Here is a 24,829-nt window from a genome sequence, read left to right on the forward strand (position 1 = left end):
GGCTTCGGCCGGCCTCAGGGCACCTGGTCGGTGGGGTACTTCCAGAAGTCGCGCAGCAGGTAGCTGATGGGCAGGTTCATCGGCAGGTTGTTCGGCGGGATCGGCTGCTCGAACCAGCGCTGGTAGATGGCGTGGATTTCGTGGCTGTAGATCAGGCGGCGCATTTCATCGTCGATGATTTTCTTGAACGCCGGATCGCCCTTGGGCAGCATGATGGCCAGCGGCTCGGTGGTGATGAAGCGGCCCACCACCTTGAGCGCCTTGGGGTCGGGCCGGGTGGACGCCAGTCCATAGAGCAGCACGTCGTCCATCACGAAGGCCTGCGCCTCGCCGCGCTCCACCATCTGCACGGCTTTCTCGTGGTCCTCGGTCTCGACGATCTCGAAGCGCAGGCCCCGCTCGGCCTGGATGCGCCGCACCGCGGCCAGCGGCGTGGTGTTGCGGGTGATGGCCACGCGCTTGACCTCGGGCTGGTCGATGCGGTCGATGCCGCTGTTCGCTTTGACCAGCATGCGCGCGCCGGTGATGAAGTGGGGAATGGTGAAGGCCACCTTCTCGCGCCGTTCCGCGTTGTTGGTGGTGGAACCGCATTCCAGCTGGGCCTTGCCGGTCTCGATCATCTCGATGCGGTTGGCCGGGGTGAGCTGCAGGTACTCGATCGGCAAGGCCGGCAGCGCCAGCCGGGCCTGCACGGCGGCGGCCAGGCGGCGACAGACGTCCACCGCGTAGCCGATGGGCCGCTTGTCGGGGCCCAGGTAGGAGAACGGCACCGAGGATTCGCGGTGGCCGATCACGAGGCGCCCCTGTGCGCGGATCTGCTCGATCACGGGACCCGAATCGCTGGCCGGCGCGGGCCCGGCCCACGCCAGGAGGACCAGCGCGGCCAGCGCCGCGCGCAGGGCAAGCAACAAGGGGGGCTGGGGCATGGCGGGCGTCCTCACGGTGTGTCCTGCGTCCACGAAGGGCGGGACGATACGTCGCGCCGGCGGGTCGGCCGCTACCGCGAATGCGGTATTTCTTCTGAGGAACGTGCCAACGGAAGCGCCGCCCCGATCGGCGGCACCCGGGGGAAGCCTCAACCGAGCAGGTCGCTCAGCCGGTTCCAGAAACCGATGGCGGCCCGCTTGCCCTTGCTGGTGTCCATGGGGCGCGTGCGGTACAGGCGGATATCCAGCGTCAGCGTGAGGCCGTCGGCCGCCGGCACCAGGCGCCGGCCCGCCACCTCGTTGCGCACCGCGCTGGCGGGCAGGAAGGCGATGCCATGCCCCTCGACGGCCATGGCCTTCAGGCCCTCGGCCATGTCGGTTTCATAGACGCGCTCGAGCTGGCTAGCCAGTGAGGTGTCCTTGAGCAGGTGCTCGACCGCGCGGCCCAGGTAAGCCCCGGGCGCGTAGCCCAGGAAGGGCTGCGCCTGGCCACCGGGCGAGGGCAGCGCGTACAGCGGCCCGCCCTGGGCGTTGGGTCGGCTGTAGGGCGCCAGCACCTCGGTGCCCAGGGGCAACATCTCATAGCGCGAGGTGTCCAGCTGGATGGGGTGCGCCGCGTGGTGGTACGCGATCAACAGGTCGCAGCTGCCCTCCACCAGGCGCATGACGGCGTCGTGCACGTTGAGCGCGATCAGCCGGCTTTTCACCGGGCCGACCGTCTCGCGCAGGCCGGACAGCCATTGCGGGAAAAAGGTGAAGGCCAGGGTGTGCGGCACGGCGAACTCGATGACGTCCTGCGCCGCCGCCGTGTGCGCGCGCAGCATGGCGCGCGTGGTGTTGAGGGTCTGCAGCAGGTCCAGCGCCTGCTCGTACAGGGTCTGGCCGGCCGGCGTGAGCCGCGTGGGGTAGGAGGAGCGATCGACGAGGTCGGTGCCGGCCCAGGCCTCCAGCGACTGGATGCGGCGGGAAAACGCCGGCTGGGTGACGTGCCGCAGCTGGGCCGAACGGCTGAAGCTGCGGGTCTCGGCAAGACTGACGAAGTCTTCCAGCCACTTGGTTTCCATGGCGCGCGATTATGGTGGTGTGGCGGGCCGACACCCGCTGGGGTTTTCTCGATCCGGGGCTCAGTCGTTGCCGGCTTGCTGCAGCGCCCACATCCGGGCGTAGGCGCCGCCCCGCGCCACCAGGTCGGCGTGGCGCCCGCGTTCGACGATCCGGCCGTTCTCCAGCACCAGGATTTCGTGGGCGTCGACCACCGTGGACAGGCGGTGCGCGATGACGAGCGCGGTTTTGTGGCGCGCGGCCTGGCGCAGTTCCGCCTGGATCGCCCGCTCGTTGGCCGAGTCCAGCGCGCTGGTCGCCTCGTCGAAGATCATGATCGGCGGGTTCTTCAGCAGGGTGCGGGCGATCGCCACGCGCTGCTTCTCGCCGCCCGACAGCTTGAGCCCGCGCTCGCCCACCATGGTGCGCCAGCCCTGGGGCAAGCGCTCGATGAAGCCGCGGATGTGCGCCGCCTCGGCCGCCGCCACCGCCGCCTCGTGCCCGGCCTCGGGCCGGCCGTAGAGGATGTTGTATTCGATGGTGTCGTTGAAGAGCACCGTGTCCTGCGGAACGATGCCGATGGCCTCGCGCACGCTGGACTGCGTGACCTCGGCGATGTCCTGGCCGTTGATCGTGATGCGGCCTTCCCCATTGGCCCGGTTGCTGGTGTCGTAGAAGCGGTAGAGCAGGCGCGCCAGCGTGCTTTTGCCCGAACCCGAGGGGCCCACCACCGCCACCGTCTTGCCGGCCGGGATGTCAAAGCTCAGGCCGTGCAGGATCTCGCGCGCGGGCTCGTAGGAGAAATGCACGTTCTCGAAGCGCACGGTGGGCGGCCCGTCGAGCACGAGCGGCTTCGCGCCGGGCGCGTCGGCCACCTCGCGCTCCTTCTCGAGCAGCGAGAACATCTTCTCCAGGTCGGTCAGGCTCTGCTTGATCTCGCGGTAGAGCACGCCCAGGAAACCCAGCGGGATGTAGAGCTGGATCATGAAGGCGTTGATCATCACGAGGTCGCCCAGCGTGAGCTTGCCGGCCACCACGCCGTTCGTGGCGCGCCACAGCATGAACACCAGCGCCACCGCAATGACCAGCTGCTGTCCCGCGTTCAGCAGCGACAGCGTGCGCTGGCTCACCAGGCGCGCGCGGCGCAGCTTCTGCAGGGCCTCGTCGTAGCGCGTGGCCTCGTAGTGTTCGTTGTTGAAGTACTTGACCGTTTCGTAGTTCAGCAGCGAATCGATGGCGCGCGTCTGGCCGGCCGATTCCAGTTCGTTCATGCGGCGGCGAAACTGGGTGCGCCACTCGGTCACCACCACGGTGAAGCCGACGTACAGCACCAGGGCCGCCAGCGTGATCCACACGTAGCCCATGTCGAACTGCGTGCCCAGCAGCGTGAGCACCAGCGCCACCTCGATCAGCGTGGGCACGATGCTGTAGAGCGAGTACGAGATCAGCGATTGCACGCCGCGCGTGCCGCGCTCGATGTCGCGCGTCATGCCGCCGGTCTGGCGCTCCAGGTGGAAGCGCAGGCTCAGGCTGTGCAGGTGGCCGAACACCTGCAGCGCGATGTGGCGCGTGGCGCCCTCGGTGGCCTTGGCGAAGACGAGTTCACGCAGCTCGGTGAACAGGCTGGTGCACAGGCGCAGGCCGCCGTAGGCCAGCAACAGGCCCAGCGGCACCACCAGCAGGGCCTGGGCGCTGCCCGGCGGGATGTTCATGGCGTCCACCAGTTGCTTGAGCAGCACCGGCACGCCCACGTTGGCGAGCTTGGCCGCCACCATGAAGGCCAGCGCGGCGATCACGCGCCATTTGTATTGCCACAGGTAGGGCAGCAGGCGCCGCAGGGTGGCCCAGTCGGAGCGGCGGGCGGGCGCCGCGGCGGGCTCGCCGGGCGCGGACGGCAAGGCCATACGGCCTTGGGTGGGGGTATCGGGACGCATGCAAGACAATCGTGGGAGTCAGCCGGAGATTGTGCCCATGCCCACCGATTCAAGCGCCGCCCACGCGCCTTTGCCCTCTTTGCCCTCGGACCACCGCGAACTGGTGCTCAAGGTGATCCCCATGCCGGCGGACTGCAACGCCAACGGCGACATCTTCGGCGGCTGGGTCATGGCCCAGGTCGACCTGGCCGGCGCCGTGCTGCCGGCGCGCTTCGTGCGTGGGCGCATGGCCACGGTGGCGGTGAACCAGTTCATCTTCAAGCAGCCGGTGCGCGTGGGCGACATCCTCAGCTTCTATTCGCAGGTCACGCGCATCGGGCGCACCTCCATCACCGTGATGGTGGAGGTGTTCGCCGAGCGCATTTCCTCGCAGGGCCAGTACCTGAAGGTGACCGAGGCCAGCCTGACCTATGTCGCCATCGACCTGGAGGGCCGGCCCCGGCCGATTCCCGCCGACGCCAAGTCGGCCTGGACGGCGCCGGCCTGAGCGCGGGCGGGGGCGCTCAGCCGCCCCAGCGGCGCACGCGCCCGGTGTCGATGTGCACGAACTGCTCGCGTGGGTAGAAGCCCACGCCGCCGGCCTGCAGCGACAGCGCGGCATCGCGCAGGTCGGCCAGCGGCACGCCGGGCAGGCGCACGTCGATGGCGCGACCGTCCATGTGCAGGCTGCGGGTGGCCACACCGCCGCCCCGCGTGGCCTTGAGGTGTGCGTTGGTGAGCGGCGAGCGGTAGCCCGATACCACCTGGTACGGCCGCTCGGTGCCCAGCACCCGGCGCAGGGCGTGCAGCACGTCGTGCAGGCCGGGGTCGATGTGGCCGACATCGCCCGAGTAGTGGTCGCGCAGGAAATGGTCGAGCCGGCCCAGGGCCTCGGGCAGGTAGTCGGCACCCGTGGCGTAGACCAGGTCGATGCGCTCGTGCGTGTGCAGGTGGTCGAAGGCCAGCGCGCGCTGGGGCGCGGCCCACACGTGCCGGGGCAGGGCGAGCAGCGGCGCGGCCACCGCGGCGCCCAGGCCTTGGCGCAGGAAACGGCGGCGAGAGGCAGGGGAGAAGGGACGGTCGTTCATCGGGATGGCTGCGGTTGGGGCCGGGGGCGGGCGTCGAGGGCGGCCTGCAGCCGCGCGTCGTGACCATACACGTCGGCGAAGAAGTGGGGGCGGCCCTGCTTGACGAGCACCGTGCCGTAGGCGATGAGCACCGGCAGCGGGTCGCGCAGGGCGACGTGGGTGGACGTGCCGGCGGCCATCTGCTCGCGGATGCGCGCTTCGTCCCAGCCGGGCATGCCCGCCATCACGAAGCGCGCCAGCGCCACCGGGTCCTCCACGCGGATGCAGCCGTGGCTGAAGTCGCGCCGTTCGCGCGCGAACAGGCCGACCGAGGGCGTGTGGTGAAGGTAGATGTTGTCGCGGTTGGGGAAGACAAACTTGATGTCGCCCAGCGCATTGGCCGGCCCCGGGCGCTGGCGGATGCGCAGCCGGCCGGCCAGCACCGCGTCGAGCTTGGCCGGGCTCAGCACGGTGTCCACGCTGCCGTCGCCGCCGACGAACTCGAAGCCCTGGCGCACCCAATGGCCCGGGTCGCGGCGCAGGCGCGGCACCGTCTCCTGGCGCGCGATCGATGGCGGCACGTTCCAGTAAGGGCTGAACTCGATGCTGCGCAGGCGTTCGTCGAACAGCGGGGTCTCGTGGCCCACGGCCTTGCCCACGATCACGCGCATGCTCAGGCGCACCTCGATGCGACCGTCCACCACTTCGTAGGCGCGCAGCACGTACTCGGGGATGTTGACCACGATCATGCGCGGCCCTTGCAGCAGGGGTGTCCAGCGCAGGCGCTCCAGGGTCAGCGCCGTCTGGCGCGCGCGCGCCGCTGGCGGCACCTCCAAGGCCGCCAGCGTGGCGGCGCCGAGCACGCCATCGTCCGTCAGGCCATGGCGCCGCTGGAAGGCCCGCAGGGCCTCGAGCGCGGCGCCATCGAGGCGGTCGGACAGCGGCGCGCCGCCAGCCAGGTCGCCCAGCAACGCCAGGCGCTGGGCCATCGCGGGCAGGCCCGCCCAGCTGCCGCCCGGTTCGAGTTTGGGCGAGCGCGCACCCGCCGGCCGCGGCAAGGGCGGCAGGCGCCGCGACCAGGCGGGGTGGCCGGCCAGCGCGTCCATGTCGCGCAGGACCTTCTGCAGCTGGCCATAGATTGGCAGCGGGGGAACCGCCGCCCGCACCGCCGCGTCGAGCCGTCCCTGGGCCAGGGCGTCGGCCAGCGCCTTCGCCGGATCGAAGGCCCTCGGCGCCACGCTGAAGCGCTGGTGCACGGCGCGGGGATCGACGCGGCCGAAGGCCAGGTCGTGCAGGTAGCGGCGCATGGCGGCGCCCAACTCGGTGGCGAACCGGGCGCCGGCCGCCCCGTCCGGGCGGGCCAGCGCCTCGCCCAGCTGCCGCTGGAGCGCCTCGGCCTGGTAGTCGCCCGGATCGAGGCCGTTCGCCCCCGCGCCGGCCAGCAGGGCCAGGGCCTGGCGGGCCAGCGGCTCGTTCCAGGCCTGGCCGCTGCCGGCCTCAAGCCAGGTGGCGGCCGCGGCGGGGTCCAGCCACCAGGGCCAGGCGCCCAGGGCGAGCAGCCAGTGGCGGCGGCGCCAGGAAAACGAAGCCAGGTGCATGGCGGCATTGTCCCCGACCGGGCGGCCGCGCCCGGGCCGCGGGTCAGAACCGGCCGTGGCGCCCTTCGCCCGCCGCGAAGCGCTGCGCGCCTTCCAGCGCGTCGGGAATGCGCGCCTGGCCGCGCCGCCATTCCTGCTGCAAGGCCTCGCCCAGGGGCAGGTCCCACTGCGCGTAGGCGCTCTCGCGGTCCGCGAGCATCGTGGCCTGCGGGAAGCCCGCGAGCTGGCGCGCCAGCGCGATGGCCGCCTCGCGCGCCTGGCCGCTCGGCACCACCCGGTTGGCCAGGCCGATGCGCAAGGCCTCGTCGGCCTCGACCTTGCGGCCGGTCAGGATCAGGTCCATGGCGTGGCCCATGCCGATCAGGCGCGGCAGGCGCACGGTGCCGCCATCGATCAGCGGCACGCCGAAGCGGCGGCAGTAGACGCCGAAGTAGGCGTCGGCCTCCATCACGCGCAGGTCGCACCACAGCGCCAGCTCCATGCCGCCGGCCACGGCCGCGCCGCTCACGGCGGCGATCACGGGCTTGGACAGGCGCAGGCGCGAGGGTCCCATGGGGCCGAGGGCGCGCGCGTCGGCGCTGTCGAAGTCCAGATCGGCCAGGGCACCGCCCTCGCCGGCCCGCGCGGCGCGCGCGCCGAACTGCAGGTCCCAGCCGGCGCAGAAGTGGCCGTGCGCGCCGTGAAAGACCGCGACCCGTGCCGCGGCGTCGTCCTCGAAGGCCAGGAAGGCCGCGTGCAGTTCGCGCGCGGTGGCGCTGTCCACCGCGTTGCGCACCTCGGGGCGGTCCAGGGTGACGACGCGGATGCCGTCGTCGAGGGATTCGAGGCGGACGGTCATGCGATCCGGCGCCGGGCCGCCCCAAGCCGGATCAGCCCCCTCGGGGGGCAGCGACCCGCGCAGCGGTGGAGCGTGGGGGTCATGCCTCCCCCCACCAGCCCACGCGCGGCTGCTGCAAGGCGGCTTCCAGTTCGGCCGCCTCCACCTCGATCTCCAGCCGCAGCAGCGCCGCCGCCATGGCCTTGCCCAGGTTGTCCAGGCGCAGGTTGCGGGCGCCGCCGCCCTGCAGCGCCCCCTTCAGCACGAACTTGAGCGCCAGGATGTTCGGCAGCGCCCAGGCCTCCACCGCGCCCGGCAGCCACGGCGCGAAGTGCGCGCGCACGCGCTCGGCCGTGACCTCCCGCGCCAGCAGGGCGTAGCCCGCCGGGTTCCAGGCGAACAGGCCAAAGTCCACCCAATCGGCTTTGTCGCCGCTGCGCGCGTGGGCGATGCGCGCCAACGGAATGCGGACCCGGCTCATGCGGCTTCTCCCATGAACGCCACCTGGACACCCGCCTCCACCTCGCCCCGGTCCACCAGCGTGGGCCAAATGCCCAGCAGCTCGCTCACGTTGTGCAGCCCGGTGAAGCCGCAGGTGTAGGCCGGGCCGCTGAGGCCCATCCAGGGGAACAGGCGCCCGAAGCCCTCGGCCGCGGCCTTCTCGGGCGTGCGCAGCACCAGCCGCGTCCAGATTTCGTTGAGCTGGTTGAGCGCGTCCACCGCCGGCAGCGGCGCCAGCGGCCCATGGGCGGAGTTCAGGCCGGGGTACTCCACGTACAGCTCGTCGTGCGGCACGCGCCGCTCCTTCAGCTGGGCGCGGATGGTCGCCTGCGCCTGCTGCGACTTGTCCCAGGCGTCGGGCCAGGAGAAGCCCCAGGTCACCTCGGCCTTGTAGCCGTCGCGGAAACCCGCCACCACCTTCAGCCGCTCGCTGGGCGCGCGGCCGCGCGCGCCGCTCAGCCGCACGCGGTCCTGCCCGAGGTCTTCCAGGTGGATGCCGCTCATGTCCAGCACCACGTCGGGGCTGTGGTAGGCGTGCGGGTCGTGCACCTCGTACAGCAGCTGCTGGCGCACGGTGTCGAAGTTCACCCGCCCGCCGGTGCCCGGCGCCTTGGTGATGAGCGCGCGGCCATCGGCCCAGACCTCGGCGATGGGGTAGCCGATGTGCGCCAGATCGGGAATGGACTGCCAATGGCCCTGCGCGCCGAAGTTACCGCCGCTGCCCTGCCCCGAGCACTCCAGCAGGTGGCCCACGGTGAGGCCCTGCGCCAGGCGGTCGAGCGTCTCGCCCTCGCCCTCGCGCGCGCCGTCCAGGCGCCAGCCGTGCGCGTGCGCGATCGGGCCCAGGAACAGCGCCGCGTCCGCCACCCGGCCGGTGATGACGATCTGCGCGCCCCCGTCCAGCGCGCGCACGATGGGCGCGGCGCCCAGGTAGGCGTTGGCGAACACCAGCCGCTCGCGCACCGACGCCACCGCCGCGCCGGTGAACAGGTGCTCGAAGGCGCCGCCGGCCGGGTCGGCCAGGCGCGGCAGCACGTCGTCGCCGCTGACCACCGCCACGCGCGCCTTCAGGCCCTTGGCGGCGAAGGCGGCCAGCACCGCCTGCGCCGCGCCCCGCGGGTTCAGGCCGCCGGCGTTGCAGACGAAGCGCACACCCTGGCGCTGCATCAGCGGCCACAGGCGCAGCAGCAGCGGCACCACGTCGCGCGCGTAGCCCAGGCCGGGGTCGCGCTGGCGGTCCTTCTGCAGGATGGCGAGCGTGAGTTCGGCCAGGTGGTCGCTGGCGATGAACTGCACGCCGCCGCGTTCGATGCTCGCGGCGATGGGCTCCCAGGCGTCGCCGTAGAAGCCCAGGCCGGCGCCGATGCGGACTGATTTCATAAAAGATGTTCGTGAACCGGGTGCCATCCAGAGGCGCCAAGGAGCCGGCTTTGCCGCGCCTCAGGTGCCGCCCCTTGAGGGGTCGCGCGAAGCGCGGCGGGGTGGTTGTCATCTTCATGGCGCCTGCGCGACTGCCGATGGGGGAGAACCCCTAGCGGCAGTCCCGGGGAGGACAGCTATAAATCTTCGACCCCTGCGGTGCGGCCCGCTCCCAAGCTTGCAGCAAGCTGCGCACCAGCCCCGGGGCAATACAAGACAGGAGACGGTTCCGTGCAACTGCTGCAACTGCTGATCAGCGGGGCGGCCCAGGGATGCATCTACGGCCTCATCGCGCTGGGCTTCGTGCTCATTTACAAGGCGACCGAGACCGTGAGCTTCGCGCAGGGCGACCTCATGATGGTGGGCGCCTTCGGCGGCCTGCTCACCATGACGCTGCTGGGTTTCCCGTTCTGGCTGTCCGTCGTCGCCGCCGTCGTGGGCATGGGCCTGTTCGGCATCGTGCTCGAGCGCCTGGTGATCCGCCCCATCCTGGGGCAACCCGCCTTCTCCATCGTCATGCTCACCATCGGGGTGGGCTACCTGCTGCGCGGGCTCATCACCATGATCCCCAACATCGGCACCGAGACACACACCCTGCCGGTGCCCTACGCGGGCCAGGTGCTCAAGCTGGGCACGCTGGTCATCTCGGCCGAGCAGATCGTGGTGATCGGCGCCACCGCCGTGCTGTGCGCGCTGCTGTTCGCCATGTTCCGCTACAGCAAGCTGGGCGTCGCCATGCAGGCCTCGTCGCAGAACCAGCTGGCGGCCTACTACATGGGCATTCCGGTCAAGCGCCTCAACGGCCTGGTGTGGGGCCTGGCGGCGGGCGTGGCGGCCATCGCGGGCCTGCTGCTGGCGCCCATCACCTTCGTGCACGCCAACATGGGCTTCATCGGCCTCAAGGCCTTCCCGGCGGCGGTGGTGGGCGGCTTCGGCAGCCTGCCCGGCGCCATCGTGGGCGGACTCATCATCGGCATCGTCGAGGCCATCGCGGGCTTCTACCTGCCCGAGGGTTTCAAGGACATCGCGCCCTACCTCGTGGTGCTGATCATGCTGGTGCTCAAGCCCAACGGGCTGTTCGGCGAGAAGCTGCGCAAGAAAGTCTGAGGCCGAACGATGCGATTCCTCTTCAAGACGAACTACGACCAGGACATCCGGCTCGCCAAGCACGGCGGCCACGTGTTCTGGTACGGCCTGCTGTGCCTGTTCCTGCTGGCCGCGCCCTGGGTGATCGACGAGTACTGGCTGGCGCAGCTCACCTTCGTGCTGATCTACGGCATCGTGGGCCTGGGGCTGATGCTGCTGGCCGGCTTCACCGGCCTGTTCTCGCTCGGCCACGCGGCCTTCCTGGGCGTGGGCGCGTACACGCAGGCCGCCCTGGTCAACGCGGGCGTGCCCTTCCCCATCGCCCTGGCCTGCGCGGGCCTGCTGGCGGCGGCGGTGGGCGTGGTGGTGGGCCTGCCGGCGCTGCGCGTCAAGGGCATCTACCTGGGCATGGCCACGCTGGCCTTCGGCTTCATCGTGGAAGAAGGCATCGCGCGCTGGGAGTCGGTCACCGGTGGCAACAAGGGCCTGATGGTCAACCCGCCCCAGCTCTTCGACTGGGCGCTGGACTCCACCAACGAGTTCTACTTCCTCTGCCTGGTGGTGTGCGTGCTCAGCACACTGGCGATCGTGAACCTGATGCGTTCCTCCACCGGCCGCGCCTTCGTCGCCATCCGCGACTCGGAAATCTCGGCCCAGAGCATGGGCATCCACCTGGCGCGCTACAAGACCCTGTCCTTCGCGCTGTCGGCCGCGCTGGCGGGCCTGGGCGGCGCGCTCTACGCGCACAAGATTCAGTTCCTGTCGCCCGAGCAGTTCTCCATCATCCAGTCGATCGACCTGCTGCTCATGGTGGTGATCGGCGGGTTGGGCTCCATCCACGGCGCTTTCCTCGGCGCCATCTTCCTCATCGTCATGCCGCAGCTCATCGCGCTGGGCAAGGACACCCTGCCCGAGGCCATCGGCCAGTCCGCCGGCCTGCAGGGTGCGGTCTACGGCGCGGTGCTGATCGCCTTCGTGCTGTTCGAGCCCATGGGGCTGTACGGGCGCTGGCTCAAGGTGCGCGCCTACTTCCAGCTCTTCCCGTTCTACCGCCAGGGCATGTTCAAGCGGCAGAAGTCGTTCCAAAAGTCGGACCGCCTGAAATGAGGACCACCCCCGCAGCGCCTTCGGCGCTTCCCCCCTCAAGGGGGCGGCGCCCGCGGCCCGGCAAAGCCGGTTCCGCGGCACCTCCCGATTCCGCGCCTGCGCGCGTTGCGTTGTCGGCAAGAAGAACCGTATGAGCAATGTGCTTCTCTCCGCCAAGAACCTCAGCGTGCGCTTCGGCGGCGTGCTGGCGGTCAACAACGTCAGCTTCGACGTGAAGAAGGGCGAGGTCTTCACCCTGATCGGCCCCAACGGCGCGGGCAAGACCACGGTGTTCAACCTCATCAGCCGCATCTACACGCCCACCACCGGCAGCATCGACTACGCCGGTCCCGCCGGCCCGGTGCGCCTGACGGACCAGGCGCCGCACAGCATCGCCCGCCTGGGCATCGCGCGCACCTTCCAGAACATCGAGCTGTTCGAGCACGCCACCGTGCTGCAGAACCTGCTGATCGGGCGCCACACGCACCGCCGCACCGGCCTGTGGAGCGAGATTTTCTTCACCGGCAAGACCCGCGCGGCCGAGGTCGAGGCGCGCGAGAAGGCCGAGCAGGTGATCGACCTGCTGGACCTGCAGCACCACCGCGAGAGCCTGGTGGCCGGCCTGCCCTACGGCGTGCGCAAGGTGGTGGAGCTGGCGCGCGCCCTGTGCACCGAGCCGCGCCTGCTGCTGCTGGACGAGCCCTCCTCCGGCCTGAACGTGGAAGAGACCGAGGACATGGCCTTCTGGATCACCGACATCAAGAACGAGCTCGGCATCACGGTGCTGATGGTCGAACACGACATGAGCCTGGTGTCCAAGGTGTCCGACCGCGTGCTGGCCATGAGCATGGGCACGGAACTCGCCACCGGCACGCCGGCCGAGGTGCAGAGCCACCCGGGCGTGATCGAGGCCTACCTGGGCAGCGTGGACGACGTGTCCAGCCTGCGCCGCGAGAACCACAAGGTGACGTCATGAGCGTGCCCACCAGCGACGCGCCGGTTCTCAAGCTGTCCAACGTGGAGAGCGCCTACGGGCCCATCAAGGCCATCCGCGGCGTGAGCCTGCAGGTGCGCCGCGGCGAGATCGCCACCGTGCTGGGCAGCAACGGCGCGGGCAAGACCACCATCCTCAAGACCATCAGCGGCATCATCGACCCGCGCAAGGGCACGGTGGAATTCAAGGGCCAGGACATCACCGCGCAGGACCCGGCGCTGATCGTGCAGCAAGGCCTGCTGCACGTGCCCGAGGGGCGCGAGGTGTTCCCGCTGCTGAGCGTGCGCGACAACCTGCTGATGGGCGCTTACACCCGCAAGGACCGCGACGGCGTGGCGCGCGACATGGAAATGGTCTTCGGCTACTTCCCCATCCTGAAGGAGCGCGCCGCGCAGGACGCCGGCCTGCTCTCGGGCGGCCAGCAGCAGATGCTGGCCATCAGCCGGGCGCTCATGGCCAACCCCGATCTGGTGCTGCTCGACGAGCCCAGCCTGGGCCTGTCGCCCAAGCTCACCAAGGAGATCTTCGAGATCGTGGTGCGCATCAACCGCGAGCGCGGCACCACCATCCTGCTGGTGGAGCAGAACGCCAACATGGCGCTCAACGCCTCCGACTACGGCTACGTGCTGGAGAACGGACGCATCGTGATGGAAGACACCTGCGCCCACCTGCGCGAGAAGGACGACATCAAGGAGTTCTACCTCGGCATGAAAGAAGCCGGCGTGCGCGCCGACCGCCGCTGGAAGAAGAAGAAGAACTGGCGCTGAGCGGCGACGAAGGGGACACGACATGAGCTACCTCTGGGACCTCTCCCACATCCAGCCCCAGACGGCCAGCGTGCTGGACGGCGACACCATTCCCGCGATGTTCTGGAACGCCGTGCGCGCGCGCGGCCCGAACGTGTGGATGCGCCAGAAGGACCTGGGCCTGTGGCGCAGCTGGACCTGGACGCAGACCGGCCAGGCCGTGCGCGAGATCGCCCACGGCCTCATGGCCCTGGGCTTCGCGCCCAAGGAAACCGCGTCCATCCTGTCCAACACCACCATCGAGTGGGTGCTGGCCGACCTGGCCGTGCTGAGCGCGGGCGGCGTGGCCAACGGCATCTACCCCACGGACGCGCCCGAGCAGGTGCACTACCTCTGCGAGGACTCGCGCACCACCGTGCTGTTCGTGGAGGACGAGGAGCAGCTCGACAAGACCCTGGCCGTGCGCGCCCAGCTGCCACTGCTGCGCAAGATCGTGGTGGTCGACATGGAAGGCCTGCGCGACTTCCACGACGACCAGGTGATCAGCCTGGACGCCCTGCGCGCCCTGGGCCGCGACCACCTGGCGCAGCACCCGCAGATGCTGGAACAGCGCGTGGCCGGCGTGGGCCCGGACGACCTCGCCATCCTGGTCTACACCTCGGGCACCACGGGCAAGCCCAAGGGCGCCATGCACTCGCACAAAGGCCTCGTCTACACCGTGCGCGGCTACAACGCCATCCTGCCGCGCTACGACAGCGACGAGTGCATGTGCTTCCTGCCGCTGTGCCACATCGCCGAACGCATGGGCGGCGAGTACTTCTCGCTCTACACCGGCGCGCGGCTGAACTTCGTCGAGAACCCCGAGACCGTGCCCGAGAACGTGCGCGAGATCGCGCCCACGGTCTTCACCGCCGTGCCGCGCGTGTGGGAGAAGTTCTACTCGGGCGTGATGATCGCCCTGAAGGAAGCGAGCCGGCTGCAGCAGGCCGCCTACGCCTGGGCCATCGGCGTCGGCCAGCGCGTGGCCGATCACGTGCTCAAGGGCGAAGCCGTGCCGGGTGGCCTCAAGCTGCGCTTTCGGCTCGCGCGCCTGCTGGTGCTCGACAACGTGCGCAAGCTCATCGGCATCCACCGCTCGCGCTTCCTCGTCACGGGCGCGGCGCCCATCTCACCCGACCTGGTGCGCTGGTACCTCGCGCTGGGCGTGCCCATGCTCGAGGTCTGGGGCATGACGGAGACCTGCGGCGCCTCCACCGGCGTGCCGGCGCAGCGCATCAAGCCCGGCAGCATCGGCCCGGCGGCGCAGTACAACGAGGTCCGCCTCGACGCCGCCACCGGCGAGATCCTGGTGCGCGGGCCCAACGTCTTCATGGGCTACCTCAACCTGCCCGAGAAAACCGCCGAGACCATCGACGCCGAGGGCTGGCTGCACACCGGCGACGTGGGCGTGGTGGACGAGGAAGGCTTCTTCCGCATCACCGACCGCATGAAGGACATCATCATCACGGCCGGCGGCAAGAACATCACGCCCAGCGAGATCGAGAACGAGCTGAAGTTCTCGCCCTACGTCACCGACGCGGTCGTCATCGGCGACCAGCGCCCCTACCTCACGGTGATCATCATGATCGACCAGGAGAACGTCGAGAAGTTCGCGCAGGACAACGACGTGCCCTTCTCCAACTACGCCAGCCTCACGCGAACGGCCGAGGTGCAGCAGCTCATCCAGGGGCTCATCGACGCCACCAACCGCAAGTTCGCGCGCGTCGAGCAGATCAAGAAGTTCTGGCTGCTCGACACCCAGCTCACCGCCGAGGACGAAGAGCTCACGCCGACCATGAAGCTCAAGCGCAAGCTCGTGCAGAAGAAGTACGCCGAGCAGATCGAGGCCATGTACCACTGACGCCGCCCCGCGCGGCACCACCCGAGGAGACCCGCGCCGTGAAAACCCGCTACACCCTGACCGCTTTCGCGCTGGCGCTGTCGGCCAGCGCCGCCCTGGCCCAGTCGCAGGGCGTGAGCAAGGACGAGATCGTCCTCGGCTCCATCCAGGACCTCTCCGGCCCGCTGGCCGGCTTCGGCAAGTCCGTGCGGCTGGGCATGGTGCTGCGGGTGGACGAGATCAACGAGCAGGGCGGCATCAACGGCCGCAAGATCCGGCTGCTCGTCGAGGACTCCAAGTACGACCCGCGCAACGCCGTGCTCGCGGCGCAGAAGCTGGTCAACCAGGACAAGATCTTCGCCATGGTGGCCCACATCGGCACCGCGCAGAACATGGCCGCCATGCCGGTGCAGTTCCAGAAGAACGTCATCAACTTCCTGCCCGTGACGGCCGCGCGCGAGATGTACGAGCCCTTCCACCGGCTCAAGTTCGCCAACATCGGCCCGTACTACGAGCAGATGCGCACCTTCCTGCCCCGCATGGTGCAGGAGAAGAAGCCCAAGGCGGTCTGCGCCATCTACCAGGACGACGAGTTCGGCCTGGAGGTGCTGCGCGGCGCCGAAGAAGGCCTCAAGGCGGTCAACCTGCAGATGGTCGAGAAGACCTCGTTCAAGCGCGGCGCCACCGACTTCTCCTCGCAGGTGGCGAAGATGAAGTCCGCCAACTGCGACTTCATCGTGCTCGGCACCATCATCCGCGAGACCATCGGCACCATCGCCACGGCGCGCAAGCTGGACTACAACCCCACCTTCTTCGGCTCGCAGGCGGCCTACACCGACCTCATCCACAAGCTCGGCGGCCCGGCCATGAACGGCCTGTACGCCACCATGACGACCCAGCACCCCTACCTGGACGAGGCCTCCCAGCCCATCCGCTTCTGGGCCAACAAGTACAAGACCAAGTTCAACGAAGACCCCAATGTCTTCTCGGTCTACGGCTACAACGCCATCGACATCTTCGCCCGCGCCGCGGGCAAGGCCGGCGCCAACCTCAACACCGACAGCTTCGTCAAGACCATGGACAGCCTGAGCGTGCCGACCGACATCTTCGGCTCGCCGCCGCTCAGCTTCAGCCCGCAGCGCCGCTACGGCAGCATGGCGATGCGCCTGTCGCAGATCCAGGACGGCCGCTGGAAGGTCGTCTCGGACTATGTGAACAACTGAGCGCTCGCCTCGGCCCGGTGCGGCGGGAAGGGTTTTTCCGCATCACCGGCCCGGTCAAAGACCCCATCATCCCCGCAGAAACGACAACCCACCGGAGACGACAGCGATGAAAACGACACTGAGTCTGATCGGCGCGGCCATCGCGCTGAGCACCGGCGCCGCCATGGCGCAATCACAGGGCGTGAGCAAGAACGAGATCGTGCTCGGCTCCATCCAGGACCTCTCCGGTCCCATCGCCGGCTTCGGCAAGCAGGTGCGCCTGGGCATGATGCTGCGCGTGGACGAGGCCAACGAGCAGGGCGGCGTCAACGGCCGCAAGATCAAGCTCATCGTCGAGGACTCCAAGTACGACCCGCGCAACGCCGTGCTCGCGGCGCAGAAGCTGGTCAACCAGGACAAGATCTTCGCCATGGTGGGCCACATCGGCACCGCGCAGAACATGGCCGCCATGCCGGTGCAGTTCCAGAAGAACGTCATCAACTTCTTCCCCGTGACGGCCGCGCGCGAGATGTACGAGCCCTTCCACAAGCTCAAGTACAGCTTCGCCGCCACCTACTACGACCAGATGCGCGTCGCGGTGCCCAAGCTGGCCAAGGAGAAGAACGCCAAGAAGGTCTGCACCATGTACCAGGACGACGAGTTCGGCCTGGAGGTCAAGCGCGGCGCGGAAGACGGCCTCAAGGCCAACGGCCTGTCGCTCGCGGTGGAGACCACCTACAAGCGCGGCGCCACCGACTTCGCCTCGCAAATGCAGAAGCTGGCCTCGGAGCAGTGCGACATGGTCGTGCTGGGCACCATCATCCGCGAGACCATCGGCGCCATCGCCACGGCCAAGCGCCTGGGCTTCAACCCCACCTTCATCGGCTCCAGCGCGGCTTACACCGACCTCATCCACAAGCTCGGCGGCCCGGCCATGAACGGCCTGTACGCCACCATGACGGTGCAGCACCCCTACCTGGACGCGGCCTCGCAGCCCATCCGCTTCTGGGCCAACAAGTACCAGACCAAGTTCAACGAAGAGCCCACGGTGTTCTCGGTCTACGGCTACCTGGCCATCGACGCCTTCATTCGCGCCGCCACCAAGGCCGGCCCCAACCTCAGCACCGACAGCTTCATCAAGGCCATGGACACCATGACCATTCCGCCCGACATCTTCGGCAGCGCCGAGCAGACCTTCGGCCCCACCAAGCGCCTGGGCAGCAACGCCACCCGCATCTCGATGCTGGACAACAACCGCTGGAAGGTGGTCACGGAGTACATCAACACCACCACCGGCAAGTGAGTCCCGGCTGACGGTTTCCTGAGCATTCGCGCCGCCCGCTCGACGGGCCATGCGCGGCAGCCGCCGGTGTCGCAAGCCCCGGTGGCTTTTTTTTGCCAGGGCCACGCCGCCGCTCAGGCGGCGGGCAGCGTCCACCAGAAGCGCGCGCCCTCGCCCACCCGGCCGCAGGCGCCCACCTCGCCACCGTGCTGCTGCACCACGCGGCGCACCACCGTCAGGCCCAGGCCGGTGCCGGGCACCGCCTCGCCGGCCAGGCGGCTGAAGGGCTTGAACAGCTCGCCGGCGCGCGCCTCGTCGAAACCCGGGCCGTTGTCGCTGACGGCGAAACGCCAGGCCTGGTCCTCGCGCTGCGCGCCCACGTCCACCGCCAGCCCGGGCCGGCCCTGCCCGTACTTGAGCGCGTTGCCCACCAGGTTGGTCACCACGTGCGCCATCAGCCCGCGGTCCACCGCCACCACGGGCAGCGGCCCCACGCGCACCGCCTGACGCGCGCTCGGGTATTCCATGGCCAGCTGCTCCACGCATTCGCGCACCAGCTCGCCGAAGTCGACCTGCGCCTTGTGCAGCGCCTGCTGCTCCACGCACGCCAGGTCCAGCAGGTCGCTCACCATGCGGCTGGCGCGCAGGGACTCGTGGCCCAGCTTGCGCACCAGGGGCAGGGCCTGGGCCGGCTGGCCTTCTTCGATGGCCTCGCGCGCCATCTCGCTCAGGCCGTGGATGTTGCGCAGCGGGCCGCGAAGGTCGTGCGAGACCATGCCCGAGAAGGCGCGCAGGCCCTGGTTGATCGCCTCCAGCTGGGCCGTGCGCTCGTGCACCGTGCGGTCCAGGCCGTCGGCCAGGCGCTGCAGCGCGGCCTCGGCCTGTTCGCTGCGGCGCAGTTCGCTCGCCAGCCGGCGCGCGTCGCGCTGCAGGATCAGCGTCAGCACGAAGAAGTACACCAGCACGATGGGCAGCGGCGTGATCTCCCGAAACGTCCGCACGTCCAGGCCCACGCGGATGGCCAGCAACAGCAGCAGCGGCTGCACCAGCAGCGCCGCCGCCAGGGCGAACTGCCCGCTCCAGCGGTCGTGCCACCAGCGCCACAGCAGCCACAGCGAGGCCGCCACGAGCACCCCCGATGAGGCCAGCGGGCCGCGGAAGGGGTTGTCGCCCAGCGCCCTCACCAGCCCCACCACCCAGACCAGGCCCAGCGCACTCAGCCAGGCAAAACGCCACCCCTGGCGGCGGGCGCCAGGGGTCAGGTAGGTGTGCAGCCCCACCAGCAGGGCGGTCAGCGCGAACACCACCACCGCGGCGGCCGGGCCGCCGATGCCCTCGGCCCGCACGCCGAAATGCAGCTGGGCCACCCGAAAACCGAGCTGCGCGAGCCCGAACAGCACGGCCGAGCCCGCAAGCCAGCGCACGTAGGGCCAGGACGCCCGGTTGGCGTAGGCGATGAAGATCACCCCCAGCAAGGCGACCATCGCCCCGGTCATGAACCGCAGGTCGCCAAAGAGTGAAAGCCAGCCCATGCGTGCTCCGAAACCGCAACGCCGCGAGTGTGACAGACGGATACATCTCCGCCAGCGGGTTCTCACCGAACGGGCGGCGCAAGCGGCCGCCGGTGCATCGCACAATGCCCAGGATGGCCCCCGACACCGCCCTCCGGCTCGCCGACGCCCTGCTCGCGCTGCACGTGGGGGTGGTGCTGTTCGTGGTGGGCCTGCTGCCCCTGGTGCTGCTGGGCGGCGCCCTGGGCTGGCGCTGGGTGCGCCACGCCGGCCTGCGCGCCGCGCACCTGGGGCTGATGCTCTTCATCGCGGTCCAGGCCTGGCTGGGCCGACTCTGCCCCCTCACGGTCTGGGAACAGGACCTGCGGCGATCGGCCGGCGAGACCGGCCACCGCGAGAGCTTCATCGGGCACTGGCTCTCGCGGCTGCTCTACTGGGAGGCGCCGTGGTGGGTGTTCGTGGCCGCCTACACGGCCTTCGCGGCGCTGGTGGGGCTGGCGTGGTGGTGGGTGCGGCCGTTCAGAGGCCGAACACCCTGAGCGCGTTGCCCCCGCGCACCGCCTCGCGCTGGTCGGCCGCCAGGGTGTCGATCTTGCCCAGCGCGCCCTTCACGTCGTGCACCTGGTGCGGCCAGTCGGTGCCCAGCATGACCTGCGAGGCGCCCACGATGGACACCAGGTACTGCAGCGAGCGCGGGTCGTAGGTGATGCTGTCGTAGTAAATGTGGCGCAGGTAGTCGGTCGGCTTGCGCTGCATGCGCCGGCGCTGGGGGATCTCCACCTCGTCGCCTTTCTCGAAGCGGCCCACCAGGTAGGGCAGCGTGCCGCCGCCGTGCGAGGCGATGAGCTTCATGTTCGGGAAGCGGTCGAAGAAGCCGTCGAAGATCATGCGCGTAAAGGCCAGCGTGGTGTCGAACATGAAGCCCACGGACCAGCTCAGGTCGTACTTCGTCATGTCCATCAGGTCCACGCCCGGCGGGTCGGTGGGGTGCACCAGCACCGGCAGGCCGCGCCGGTCGATGGCGGCCCACACGGGCTCGAAGAAGGGGTCGGTGAGGCTGCGGCCCGAGATGTTGGCCAGCACCATCACGCCCACCGCGCCGTTGGCGCAGGACCGCTCCAGCTCCTGCACGGCGCGCTCGGGGTACTCCCAGGGCAGCGAGGTGAACCAGCGGATGCGGTCCGGGTACTGCGCCTGGGCGCGCGCCATGGCGTCGTTCGACTCCACCGCCGCCTGGCGGCTCGTGGCCTCGTCGCCCCAGTACACGTTGGGGCAGGTCAGCGAGACGATGGAGATGTCGATGCCCGCCGCGTCCATCTGCCGGATGCGCAGCGCGTAGTCGAAGTGGCCGGGCTGCGGAATGGCCACCGGCGTGTCGCCGCGGAAGATCTCGTCCTGCCCGTCGGGACGGCGCTGGATGTTGTAGGCCCCGCCCTTGGCCTTGAGCAGCTCCAGCCAGGCGGGCGTGTACATGTGGGTGTGAACGTCGATGACGGGCATGTGGTGTCTCCGGTGTTGTCCTTGTTTGTCGCGCGCCCGCGCCGTCGCGCAGGACCGTTAGCAAGCATACCTTTTCGGGAAAACACGCATGCGTCCATCGGGTGCGCCCTCCCAGAATCGGTGCTCCACACAACGAGGAGACACGCATGCGACGCCGACACTTCCATGCCCTGGCGGGCGCTGGCCTGCTGGCCGCGGCCCAACTGGGCCTGCCGGGCCTGGCCCAGGCGCAAGACAGCGGCACGCTGCGCGTGTGGGTGGGCTTTCCGCCCGGGGGATCGGTGGACACGGTGGCGCGCATCGTGGCCGAGAAGATGCGGGGCACGCTCAACCAGAACGTGATCGTCGAGAACAAGCCCGGCGCGGGCGGGCGGCTGGCCCTGGGCGAGCTGCGGCGCATCGCGCCGGACGGCAACACCATCATCCTGGCGCCCAGCGGGGCCCTGGTCATCTCGCCCTACCTGTACCCCAACGTGGGCTACGACCCCATCAAGGACTTCAGCCCCATCGCGCGCGCCACGGTGTTCGACTTCGCCGTGACGGCCGGCCCGGGCGCGCCGCAGGGCAAGCTGAAGGACGTGCTGGACTGGATGAAGGCCAACCCCGCCAAGGCCAGCTACGGCACCTCCGGCGCCGGCACGGTGCCGCATTTCGCGGGCCTGCTCATCGGCCAGGCCACGGGCATCCCCCTCACGCACGTGGCCTACCGCGGCGGCGCGCCGGCCGCGCAGGACCTGCTGGGCGGGCAGATCCCGCTGATGGTGGACACCGCGTCCGAGACCATCGAACACCACCGCGCGGGCCGCCTGCGCATCCTGGCCGTGACGGGCGAACAGCGCTCGGCCGCGCTGCCCGAGGTGCCCACGCTGAAAGAGCAAGGCATCAACCTGGCGGCGGACGCCTTCTTCGCCTACTTCGGCCCGGCCGGCATGAACCCGCAGGCGGCGGACCGCATCAGCAAGGCCGTCGCGGTGGCGCTGGCGGACCCGGGCATCCAGGAAAAAATCCGCGGCTACGGCCTGGTGCCCAGCCACGCCGGGCCGGCCGAGACGGGCGCGATGGTGGTGGAGCACCTCAAGCGCTGGGAAGCGCCGGTCAAGGCCTCGGGCTTCAAGCCGGAGTGAGGCGCTGCCCGCTCAGGGCTGGCGCCCGTACTGGCTGAGGCGCCGCGTCCGTTGTTTGCGCGCCCGGCGCCGCTCCTCGGCCGCCGTCGACGGCGCCCCGCGCCGCAGCAGTTCGGCGGCGACGCGGGCGTCGGGATCCTCGGCCAGACGGGCCGTCAGCAGGCGGCTGAAAAAATCGGTGATGCCCATCCGCAGGCGGACCTGGGCATCGTCCGGGGTCGGCGGCTGGCTCACGCCGGGCTTCGTGAACAGGGCCTTGCCCTCCCTCGTCGAGGTGTCGGGCGGCACAGGCTGGGCGGCGCGCGTCGGCAGCGGCGCGGGGCGCGTCTTCGAGGACGGGGCGGGAGAAACGCGGCGGGCGGCTGAAACGGTCATGCGGTGACTGGGGCAAGGGGCGCTCTGGTGGGCACCGGAGAACGGCCATGAGTGGTGAATCGCCCACCCTGGTTTCCACCATCGGCCGCCTGGCCGGGGCCACGCGGCGCCGGCTTGAGCCAGCGCAAGGTGCGACAGGGCCGGCCAGGCCACCATCGGCGGGCCCGCTTCGCCCTCGCCGTGGCGCGCGCGCCGCATGGACACCCCCCGACACCCCCACCGCCCCGCGCGCCCGCCGGACGCCAGCGCCCCCGACTGGAGCCTGCCCGAGGCCGAGCTGCTGGCCCGCCACGCCAGCGGCCCCCAGGGCCTGGGCCAGGCCGAGGCCCTGGCCCGCCTGCAGCGGCACGGCCCCAACGCCGTGGCCGAACAGGCCGCCGCCACGGCGTGGCGGCTGGTGCTGCGCCAGTTCGCCAGCCCGCTGGTGCTCATCCTCGTGGCGGGCGCCCTGGTGTCCGCCGCGCTCAAGAGCTGGGCCGAAGCCACCACCATTCTCGCCATCGTGCTGTGCAGCGCGGGCCTCGGCTGGTGGCAGGAGTGGCGGGCCTCGGACGCGGTGGCGCGCCTGCGCCAGCGGCTGGCGCTCAACGCGCGCGTGCGGCGCGACGGCGCCTGGCGCCCGCTGCCCGCGCGCGAACTGGTGCCGGGCGACCTGATCGAGCTGAGCGCGGGCAAGCTGGTGCCGGCCGACGGCGTGGTGCTGCAGGCGCGCGACTTCCTCGTCACCGAGGCCAGCCTGACCGGCGAGTCCTTCCCGGTGGAAAAACGCCCCGGCCCCGTGGCGGCCGACGCGCCGCTGCGCGAGCGCGGCAACAGCGTTTTCCTGGGCAGTTCGGTGCGCAGCGGCACCGCCACCGTGCTCATCACCCGCACCGGCGCGGCCACGGTGTTCGGCGAACTGGCGGCCGAGCTGAAGCAGCGTCCGCCGCAAACCCGCTTCGCCCAGGGCGTGCGCCGCTTCGGCGACATGCTGCTGCGCCTGATGCTGGCCGTGGTGCTGGCGGTGCTGGTGGTCAACCAGTGGCTGGGCCGCCCCCTGATCGATTCGCTGATGTTCTCCGTGGCGCTGGCGGTGGGCCTGTCGCCCGAGCTGCTGCCCGCCATCGTGAGCGTGATGCTGGCGCGCGCCACGCGGGCCATGGCCGCCCAGGGCGTGCTGGTGCGCCGGCTCGAGGCCATCGAGGACCTGGGCGGCGTGAACGTGCTGTGCACCGACAAGACCGGCACCCTCACGCAGGGCGTGATGACGCTGGACGCCGCGGTGGACCCCGACGGCCAGCCCGACGCGGGCGTGCTGCGCTGGGCGCACCTGAACGCGGCTTTCGAGAGCGGCATCGAGAACCCGCTGGACCAGGCCCTGGTGGCCGCGGGCGAGCGCGCCGGCCTGACGCTAGAAGGCTGGCGCAAGGTGGACGAGATTCCCTACGACTTCGTGCGCAAGCGCCTCACCATCGTGGCGCAGCGCGGCGCCGATGGCGAACGCCTGCTGGTGACCAAGGGCGCGGTGCCACAGACCCTGGCGGTGTGCGATCGCGTGCGCCAGGCTGGCGGCGAGGCCCCGCTGGACGCGGCGCGGCGCACCCGCATCGACGAGCACGTGCGCGAACTCGGCGGGCAGGGGCTGCGCGTGCTGGCGGTGGCCACCCGCGCGGTGCGGGCCGACCGGGTGGGCCTGGCCGACGAAGCCGGCCTCTGCCTGGAGGGCTTCCTGGCCTTCACCGACCCGCCCAAGCCCGGCGCGGCGCAGGCGGTGCGGGCGCTGCGCGCGCACAAGGTGCGTGTGAAGATGGTCACCGGCGACAGCCGCCATGTGGCCGCGCACGTGGCCCGGCAGGTGGGCCTGGACCCCTCGGCCCTGCTCACCGGCGCCGAGATCGCCGCCATGCGCGACGAAGCGCTGTGGCACCACGCGCCGCGCACCGACCTGTTCGTCGAGGTCGATCCCTCGCAGAAGGAACGCATCGTGCGTGCGCTGCAGCGCACGCGGCACGCCGTGGGCTACCTGGGCGACGGCATCAACGACGCGCCCGCGCTGCTGGCGGCCGACGTCGGCCTGTCGGTGGACCAGGCCGTCGACGTGGCGCGCGAAAGCGCCGACGTGGTGCTGCTCCAGCCCGACCTCGACGTGCTGTGCCGCGGCGTGGAGGAGGGCCGGCGCACCTTCGCCAACACGCTCAAGTACATCGCGCTGAGCATCAGCGCGAACTTCGGCAACATGGTCAGCATGGCCATCGCGGCGCCCTTCCTGCCCTTCCTGCCGCTCACGCCCACCCAGATCCTGCTGAACAACTTCCTGTCGGACCTGCCCTCCATGGCCCTGTCCACGGACCGCGTGGACACCGCGGTGCTGGGGCGGCCACTGCGCTGGGACCTGCACGGCCTGCGGCGCTTCATGATGGGCTTCGGCCTGATCAGCTCGCTGTTCGACCTGCTCTGCTTCGCCTGGCTGCTGTGGGTGCTGCGCGCCGACGAAGCGGTGTTCCGCACGGCCTGGTTCCAGGTGTCGCTGCTGACCGAACTCGCCGCGGTGCTGGTGCTGCGCACGCACGGTCCGGTGTGGCGCAGCCGCCCGGGCGAACTGCTGTCGGGCGCGCTGATCGCGATGGCCGCGCTGGCCCTGGCCCTGCCCTACAGCGGCCCGCCGGCCGCGCTGCTGGGCTTCGTGCCGCTGGGCTGGGCGGCCACCGCCGTGGTGCTGGCGCTGGTGTTGGCGTACGCGGCGGCGATCGAAGCGGCCAAGCGCTGGGCGCGCTGAGGCCCGG

At 70.4% G+C, this 24,829-nt stretch carries 22 protein-coding genes; 11 read left to right on the top strand and 11 right to left on the bottom strand.

The genetic code is table 11. From position 1 onward, the window contains the following. Positions 1 to 14: 14 nt before the first annotated feature. From JNX00_RS17600 to JNX00_RS17610, 3 genes are all read right to left on the bottom strand, one after another. Complete coding sequence (locus tag JNX00_RS17600) at positions 15 to 926, bottom strand: amino acid ABC transporter substrate-binding protein (RefSeq protein ID WP_204743029.1); 912 nt, start codon at positions 924 to 926, stop codon at positions 15 to 17. A gap of 149 nt (positions 927 to 1,075) precedes the next feature. Then, complete coding sequence (locus JNX00_RS17605) at positions 1,076 to 1,990, bottom strand: LysR substrate-binding domain-containing protein (RefSeq protein WP_070397216.1); 915 nt, start codon at positions 1,988 to 1,990, stop codon at positions 1,076 to 1,078. 60 nt (positions 1,991 to 2,050) lie between these two features. Beyond that, a complete protein-coding gene (locus JNX00_RS17610; protein WP_204745095.1) occupies positions 2,051 to 3,871 on the bottom strand; it encodes an ABC transporter ATP-binding protein/permease in 1,821 nt (606 codons plus the stop codon). A gap of 67 nt (positions 3,872 to 3,938) precedes the next feature. Between JNX00_RS17610 and JNX00_RS17615 the strand changes: the two genes are divergently transcribed. Beyond that, the gene (locus tag JNX00_RS17615) at positions 3,939 to 4,388 is read left to right on the top strand and encodes an acyl-CoA thioesterase (protein ID WP_070397214.1); all 450 of its coding nucleotides are present in this window, start codon (positions 3,939 to 3,941) and stop codon (positions 4,386 to 4,388) included. 16 nt (positions 4,389 to 4,404) lie between these two features. Here the strand turns inward: JNX00_RS17615 and JNX00_RS17620 are convergent, their stop codons facing one another. From JNX00_RS17620 to JNX00_RS17640, 5 genes are all read right to left on the bottom strand, one after another. After that, positions 4,405 to 4,968 carry a DUF882 domain-containing protein gene (locus JNX00_RS17620; RefSeq protein ID WP_204743030.1) on the bottom strand — a complete coding sequence of 188 codons (564 nt, stop codon included), beginning with the start codon at positions 4,966 to 4,968 and terminating at the stop codon, positions 4,405 to 4,407. Continuing rightward, positions 4,965 to 6,545 (bottom strand): L,D-transpeptidase family protein, encoded by a 1,581-nt coding sequence (locus JNX00_RS17625; RefSeq protein ID WP_204743031.1) that lies wholly within the window; start codon positions 6,543 to 6,545, stop codon positions 4,965 to 4,967. Before JNX00_RS17625 ends, JNX00_RS17620 begins: the two co-directional genes overlap by 4 nt. 43 nt (positions 6,546 to 6,588) lie before the next feature. Beyond that, positions 6,589 to 7,383, bottom strand: coding sequence for a crotonase/enoyl-CoA hydratase family protein (locus tag JNX00_RS17630; RefSeq protein WP_070397211.1), 795 nt, complete (start codon positions 7,381 to 7,383; stop codon positions 6,589 to 6,591). Between the two features lie 79 nt (positions 7,384 to 7,462). Then, the gene (locus JNX00_RS17635; protein WP_070397210.1) at positions 7,463 to 7,843 is read right to left on the bottom strand and encodes a hypothetical protein; all 381 of its coding nucleotides are present in this window, start codon (positions 7,841 to 7,843) and stop codon (positions 7,463 to 7,465) included. Next, the gene (locus JNX00_RS17640) at positions 7,840 to 9,243 is read right to left on the bottom strand and encodes an acyclic terpene utilization AtuA family protein (RefSeq protein ID WP_204743032.1); all 1,404 of its coding nucleotides are present in this window, start codon (positions 9,241 to 9,243) and stop codon (positions 7,840 to 7,842) included. Before JNX00_RS17640 ends, JNX00_RS17635 begins: the two co-directional genes overlap by 4 nt. Before the next feature lie 270 nt (positions 9,244 to 9,513). Here JNX00_RS17640 and JNX00_RS17645 point away from each other — a divergent pair, with 270 nt between their 5' ends. The 7 genes from JNX00_RS17645 (at position 9,514) to JNX00_RS17675 (ending at position 17,578) form a co-directional block, all read left to right on the top strand. Further along, positions 9,514 to 10,389: a branched-chain amino acid ABC transporter permease gene (locus JNX00_RS17645; protein WP_070397208.1), complete on the top strand. Its 876-nt coding sequence runs from the start codon at positions 9,514 to 9,516 to the stop codon at positions 10,387 to 10,389. Between the two features lie 9 nt (positions 10,390 to 10,398). Next, positions 10,399 to 11,475 (top strand): branched-chain amino acid ABC transporter permease, encoded by a 1,077-nt coding sequence (locus tag JNX00_RS17650; protein ID WP_070397207.1) that lies wholly within the window; start codon positions 10,399 to 10,401, stop codon positions 11,473 to 11,475. Positions 11,476 to 11,605: 130 nt separating this feature from the next. Continuing rightward, positions 11,606 to 12,430, top strand: a complete 825-nt coding sequence (locus tag JNX00_RS17655) for an ABC transporter ATP-binding protein (protein WP_204743033.1) — start codon at positions 11,606 to 11,608, stop codon at positions 12,428 to 12,430. After that, positions 12,427 to 13,215, top strand: a complete 789-nt coding sequence (locus tag JNX00_RS17660; RefSeq protein ID WP_070397205.1) for an ABC transporter ATP-binding protein — start codon at positions 12,427 to 12,429, stop codon at positions 13,213 to 13,215. Before JNX00_RS17655 ends, JNX00_RS17660 begins: the two co-directional genes overlap by 4 nt. Before the next feature lie 22 nt (positions 13,216 to 13,237). Beyond that, on the top strand, positions 13,238 to 15,094 hold the full coding sequence (locus JNX00_RS17665) for a long-chain fatty acid--CoA ligase (protein WP_204743034.1): 1,857 nt from the start codon (positions 13,238 to 13,240) through the stop codon (positions 15,092 to 15,094). A 38-nt stretch (positions 15,095 to 15,132) separates the two neighbouring features. Beyond that, complete coding sequence (locus JNX00_RS17670) at positions 15,133 to 16,296, top strand: ABC transporter substrate-binding protein (RefSeq protein WP_116960722.1); 1,164 nt, start codon at positions 15,133 to 15,135, stop codon at positions 16,294 to 16,296. Positions 16,297 to 16,402: 106 nt separating this feature from the next. Continuing rightward, a complete protein-coding gene (locus tag JNX00_RS17675; RefSeq protein WP_204743035.1) occupies positions 16,403 to 17,578 on the top strand; it encodes an ABC transporter substrate-binding protein in 1,176 nt (391 codons plus the stop codon). Between the two features lie 113 nt (positions 17,579 to 17,691). Here JNX00_RS17675 and JNX00_RS17680 read toward each other — a convergent pair whose 3' ends face one another. After that, positions 17,692 to 19,089, bottom strand: coding sequence for a HAMP domain-containing sensor histidine kinase (locus JNX00_RS17680; protein WP_070397201.1), 1,398 nt, complete (start codon positions 19,087 to 19,089; stop codon positions 17,692 to 17,694). Positions 19,090 to 19,202: 113 nt separating this feature from the next. Between JNX00_RS17680 and JNX00_RS17685 the strand changes: the two genes are divergently transcribed. After that, positions 19,203 to 19,607: a DUF2784 domain-containing protein gene (locus JNX00_RS17685; protein ID WP_070397200.1), complete on the top strand. Its 405-nt coding sequence runs from the start codon at positions 19,203 to 19,205 to the stop codon at positions 19,605 to 19,607. On the opposite strand, the gene JNX00_RS17690 is transcribed toward JNX00_RS17685, so the two are convergent. Continuing rightward, entirely contained in the window at positions 19,588 to 20,568 is a 981-nt protein-coding gene (locus tag JNX00_RS17690) for an amidohydrolase family protein (protein ID WP_070397199.1), read from the bottom strand. The genes JNX00_RS17685 and JNX00_RS17690 overlap by 20 nt on opposite strands. 146 nt (positions 20,569 to 20,714) lie before the next feature. On the opposite strand from JNX00_RS17690, the gene JNX00_RS17695 reads away from it, so the two are divergent. Next, positions 20,715 to 21,692, top strand: coding sequence for a Bug family tripartite tricarboxylate transporter substrate binding protein (locus JNX00_RS17695; protein ID WP_204743037.1), 978 nt, complete (start codon positions 20,715 to 20,717; stop codon positions 21,690 to 21,692). Positions 21,693 to 21,704: 12 nt separating this feature from the next. Here the strand turns inward: JNX00_RS17695 and JNX00_RS17700 are convergent, their stop codons facing one another. Continuing rightward, entirely contained in the window at positions 21,705 to 22,067 is a 363-nt protein-coding gene (locus JNX00_RS17700) for a hypothetical protein (protein WP_204743038.1), read from the bottom strand. Between the two features lie 196 nt (positions 22,068 to 22,263). On the opposite strand from JNX00_RS17700, the gene mgtA reads away from it, so the two are divergent. After that, positions 22,264 to 24,822: a magnesium-translocating P-type ATPase gene (mgtA, locus tag JNX00_RS17705; protein WP_204743039.1), complete on the top strand. Its 2,559-nt coding sequence runs from the start codon at positions 22,264 to 22,266 to the stop codon at positions 24,820 to 24,822. Positions 24,823 to 24,829: the final 7 nt, after the last annotated feature.

The organism is Hydrogenophaga sp. YM1, from assembly GCF_016903055.1.
GTDB classification, from domain to species: Bacteria; Pseudomonadota; Gammaproteobacteria; order Burkholderiales; family Burkholderiaceae_C; genus Hydrogenophaga; species Hydrogenophaga borbori.

Bases quoted from the DNA above. Each gene is read 5' to 3' on its own strand.
- JNX00_RS17600 (WP_204743029.1), bottom strand. From the start codon at position 926: ATGCCCCAGCCCCCCTTGTTGCTTGCCCTGCGCGCGGCGCTGGCCGCG.
- JNX00_RS17605 (WP_070397216.1), bottom strand. From the start codon at position 1,990: ATGGAAACCAAGTGGCTGGAAGACTTCGTCAGTCTTGCCGAGACCCGC.
- JNX00_RS17610 (WP_204745095.1), bottom strand. From the start codon at position 3,871: ATGGCCTTGCCGTCCGCGCCCGGCGAGCCCGCCGCGGCGCCCGCCCGC.
- JNX00_RS17615 (WP_070397214.1), top strand. From the start codon at position 3,939: ATGCCCACCGATTCAAGCGCCGCCCACGCGCCTTTGCCCTCTTTGCCC.
- JNX00_RS17620 (WP_204743030.1), bottom strand. From the start codon at position 4,968: ATGAACGACCGTCCCTTCTCCCCTGCCTCTCGCCGCCGTTTCCTGCGC.
- JNX00_RS17625 (WP_204743031.1), bottom strand. From the start codon at position 6,545: ATGCACCTGGCTTCGTTTTCCTGGCGCCGCCGCCACTGGCTGCTCGCC.
- JNX00_RS17630 (WP_070397211.1), bottom strand. From the start codon at position 7,383: ATGACCGTCCGCCTCGAATCCCTCGACGACGGCATCCGCGTCGTCACC.
- JNX00_RS17635 (WP_070397210.1), bottom strand. From the start codon at position 7,843: ATGAGCCGGGTCCGCATTCCGTTGGCGCGCATCGCCCACGCGCGCAGC.
- JNX00_RS17640 (WP_204743032.1), bottom strand. From the start codon at position 9,243: ATGAAATCAGTCCGCATCGGCGCCGGCCTGGGCTTCTACGGCGACGCC.
- JNX00_RS17650 (WP_070397207.1), top strand. From the start codon at position 10,399: ATGCGATTCCTCTTCAAGACGAACTACGACCAGGACATCCGGCTCGCC.
- JNX00_RS17655 (WP_204743033.1), top strand. From the start codon at position 11,606: ATGAGCAATGTGCTTCTCTCCGCCAAGAACCTCAGCGTGCGCTTCGGC.
- JNX00_RS17660 (WP_070397205.1), top strand. From the start codon at position 12,427: ATGAGCGTGCCCACCAGCGACGCGCCGGTTCTCAAGCTGTCCAACGTG.
- JNX00_RS17665 (WP_204743034.1), top strand. From the start codon at position 13,238: ATGAGCTACCTCTGGGACCTCTCCCACATCCAGCCCCAGACGGCCAGC.
- JNX00_RS17675 (WP_204743035.1), top strand. From the start codon at position 16,403: ATGAAAACGACACTGAGTCTGATCGGCGCGGCCATCGCGCTGAGCACC.
- JNX00_RS17680 (WP_070397201.1), bottom strand. From the start codon at position 19,089: ATGGGCTGGCTTTCACTCTTTGGCGACCTGCGGTTCATGACCGGGGCG.
- JNX00_RS17685 (WP_070397200.1), top strand. From the start codon at position 19,203: ATGGCCCCCGACACCGCCCTCCGGCTCGCCGACGCCCTGCTCGCGCTG.
- JNX00_RS17690 (WP_070397199.1), bottom strand. From the start codon at position 20,568: ATGCCCGTCATCGACGTTCACACCCACATGTACACGCCCGCCTGGCTG.
- JNX00_RS17695 (WP_204743037.1), top strand. From the start codon at position 20,715: ATGCGACGCCGACACTTCCATGCCCTGGCGGGCGCTGGCCTGCTGGCC.
- JNX00_RS17700 (WP_204743038.1), bottom strand. From the start codon at position 22,067: ATGACCGTTTCAGCCGCCCGCCGCGTTTCTCCCGCCCCGTCCTCGAAG.
- mgtA (WP_204743039.1), top strand. From the start codon at position 22,264: ATGGACACCCCCCGACACCCCCACCGCCCCGCGCGCCCGCCGGACGCC.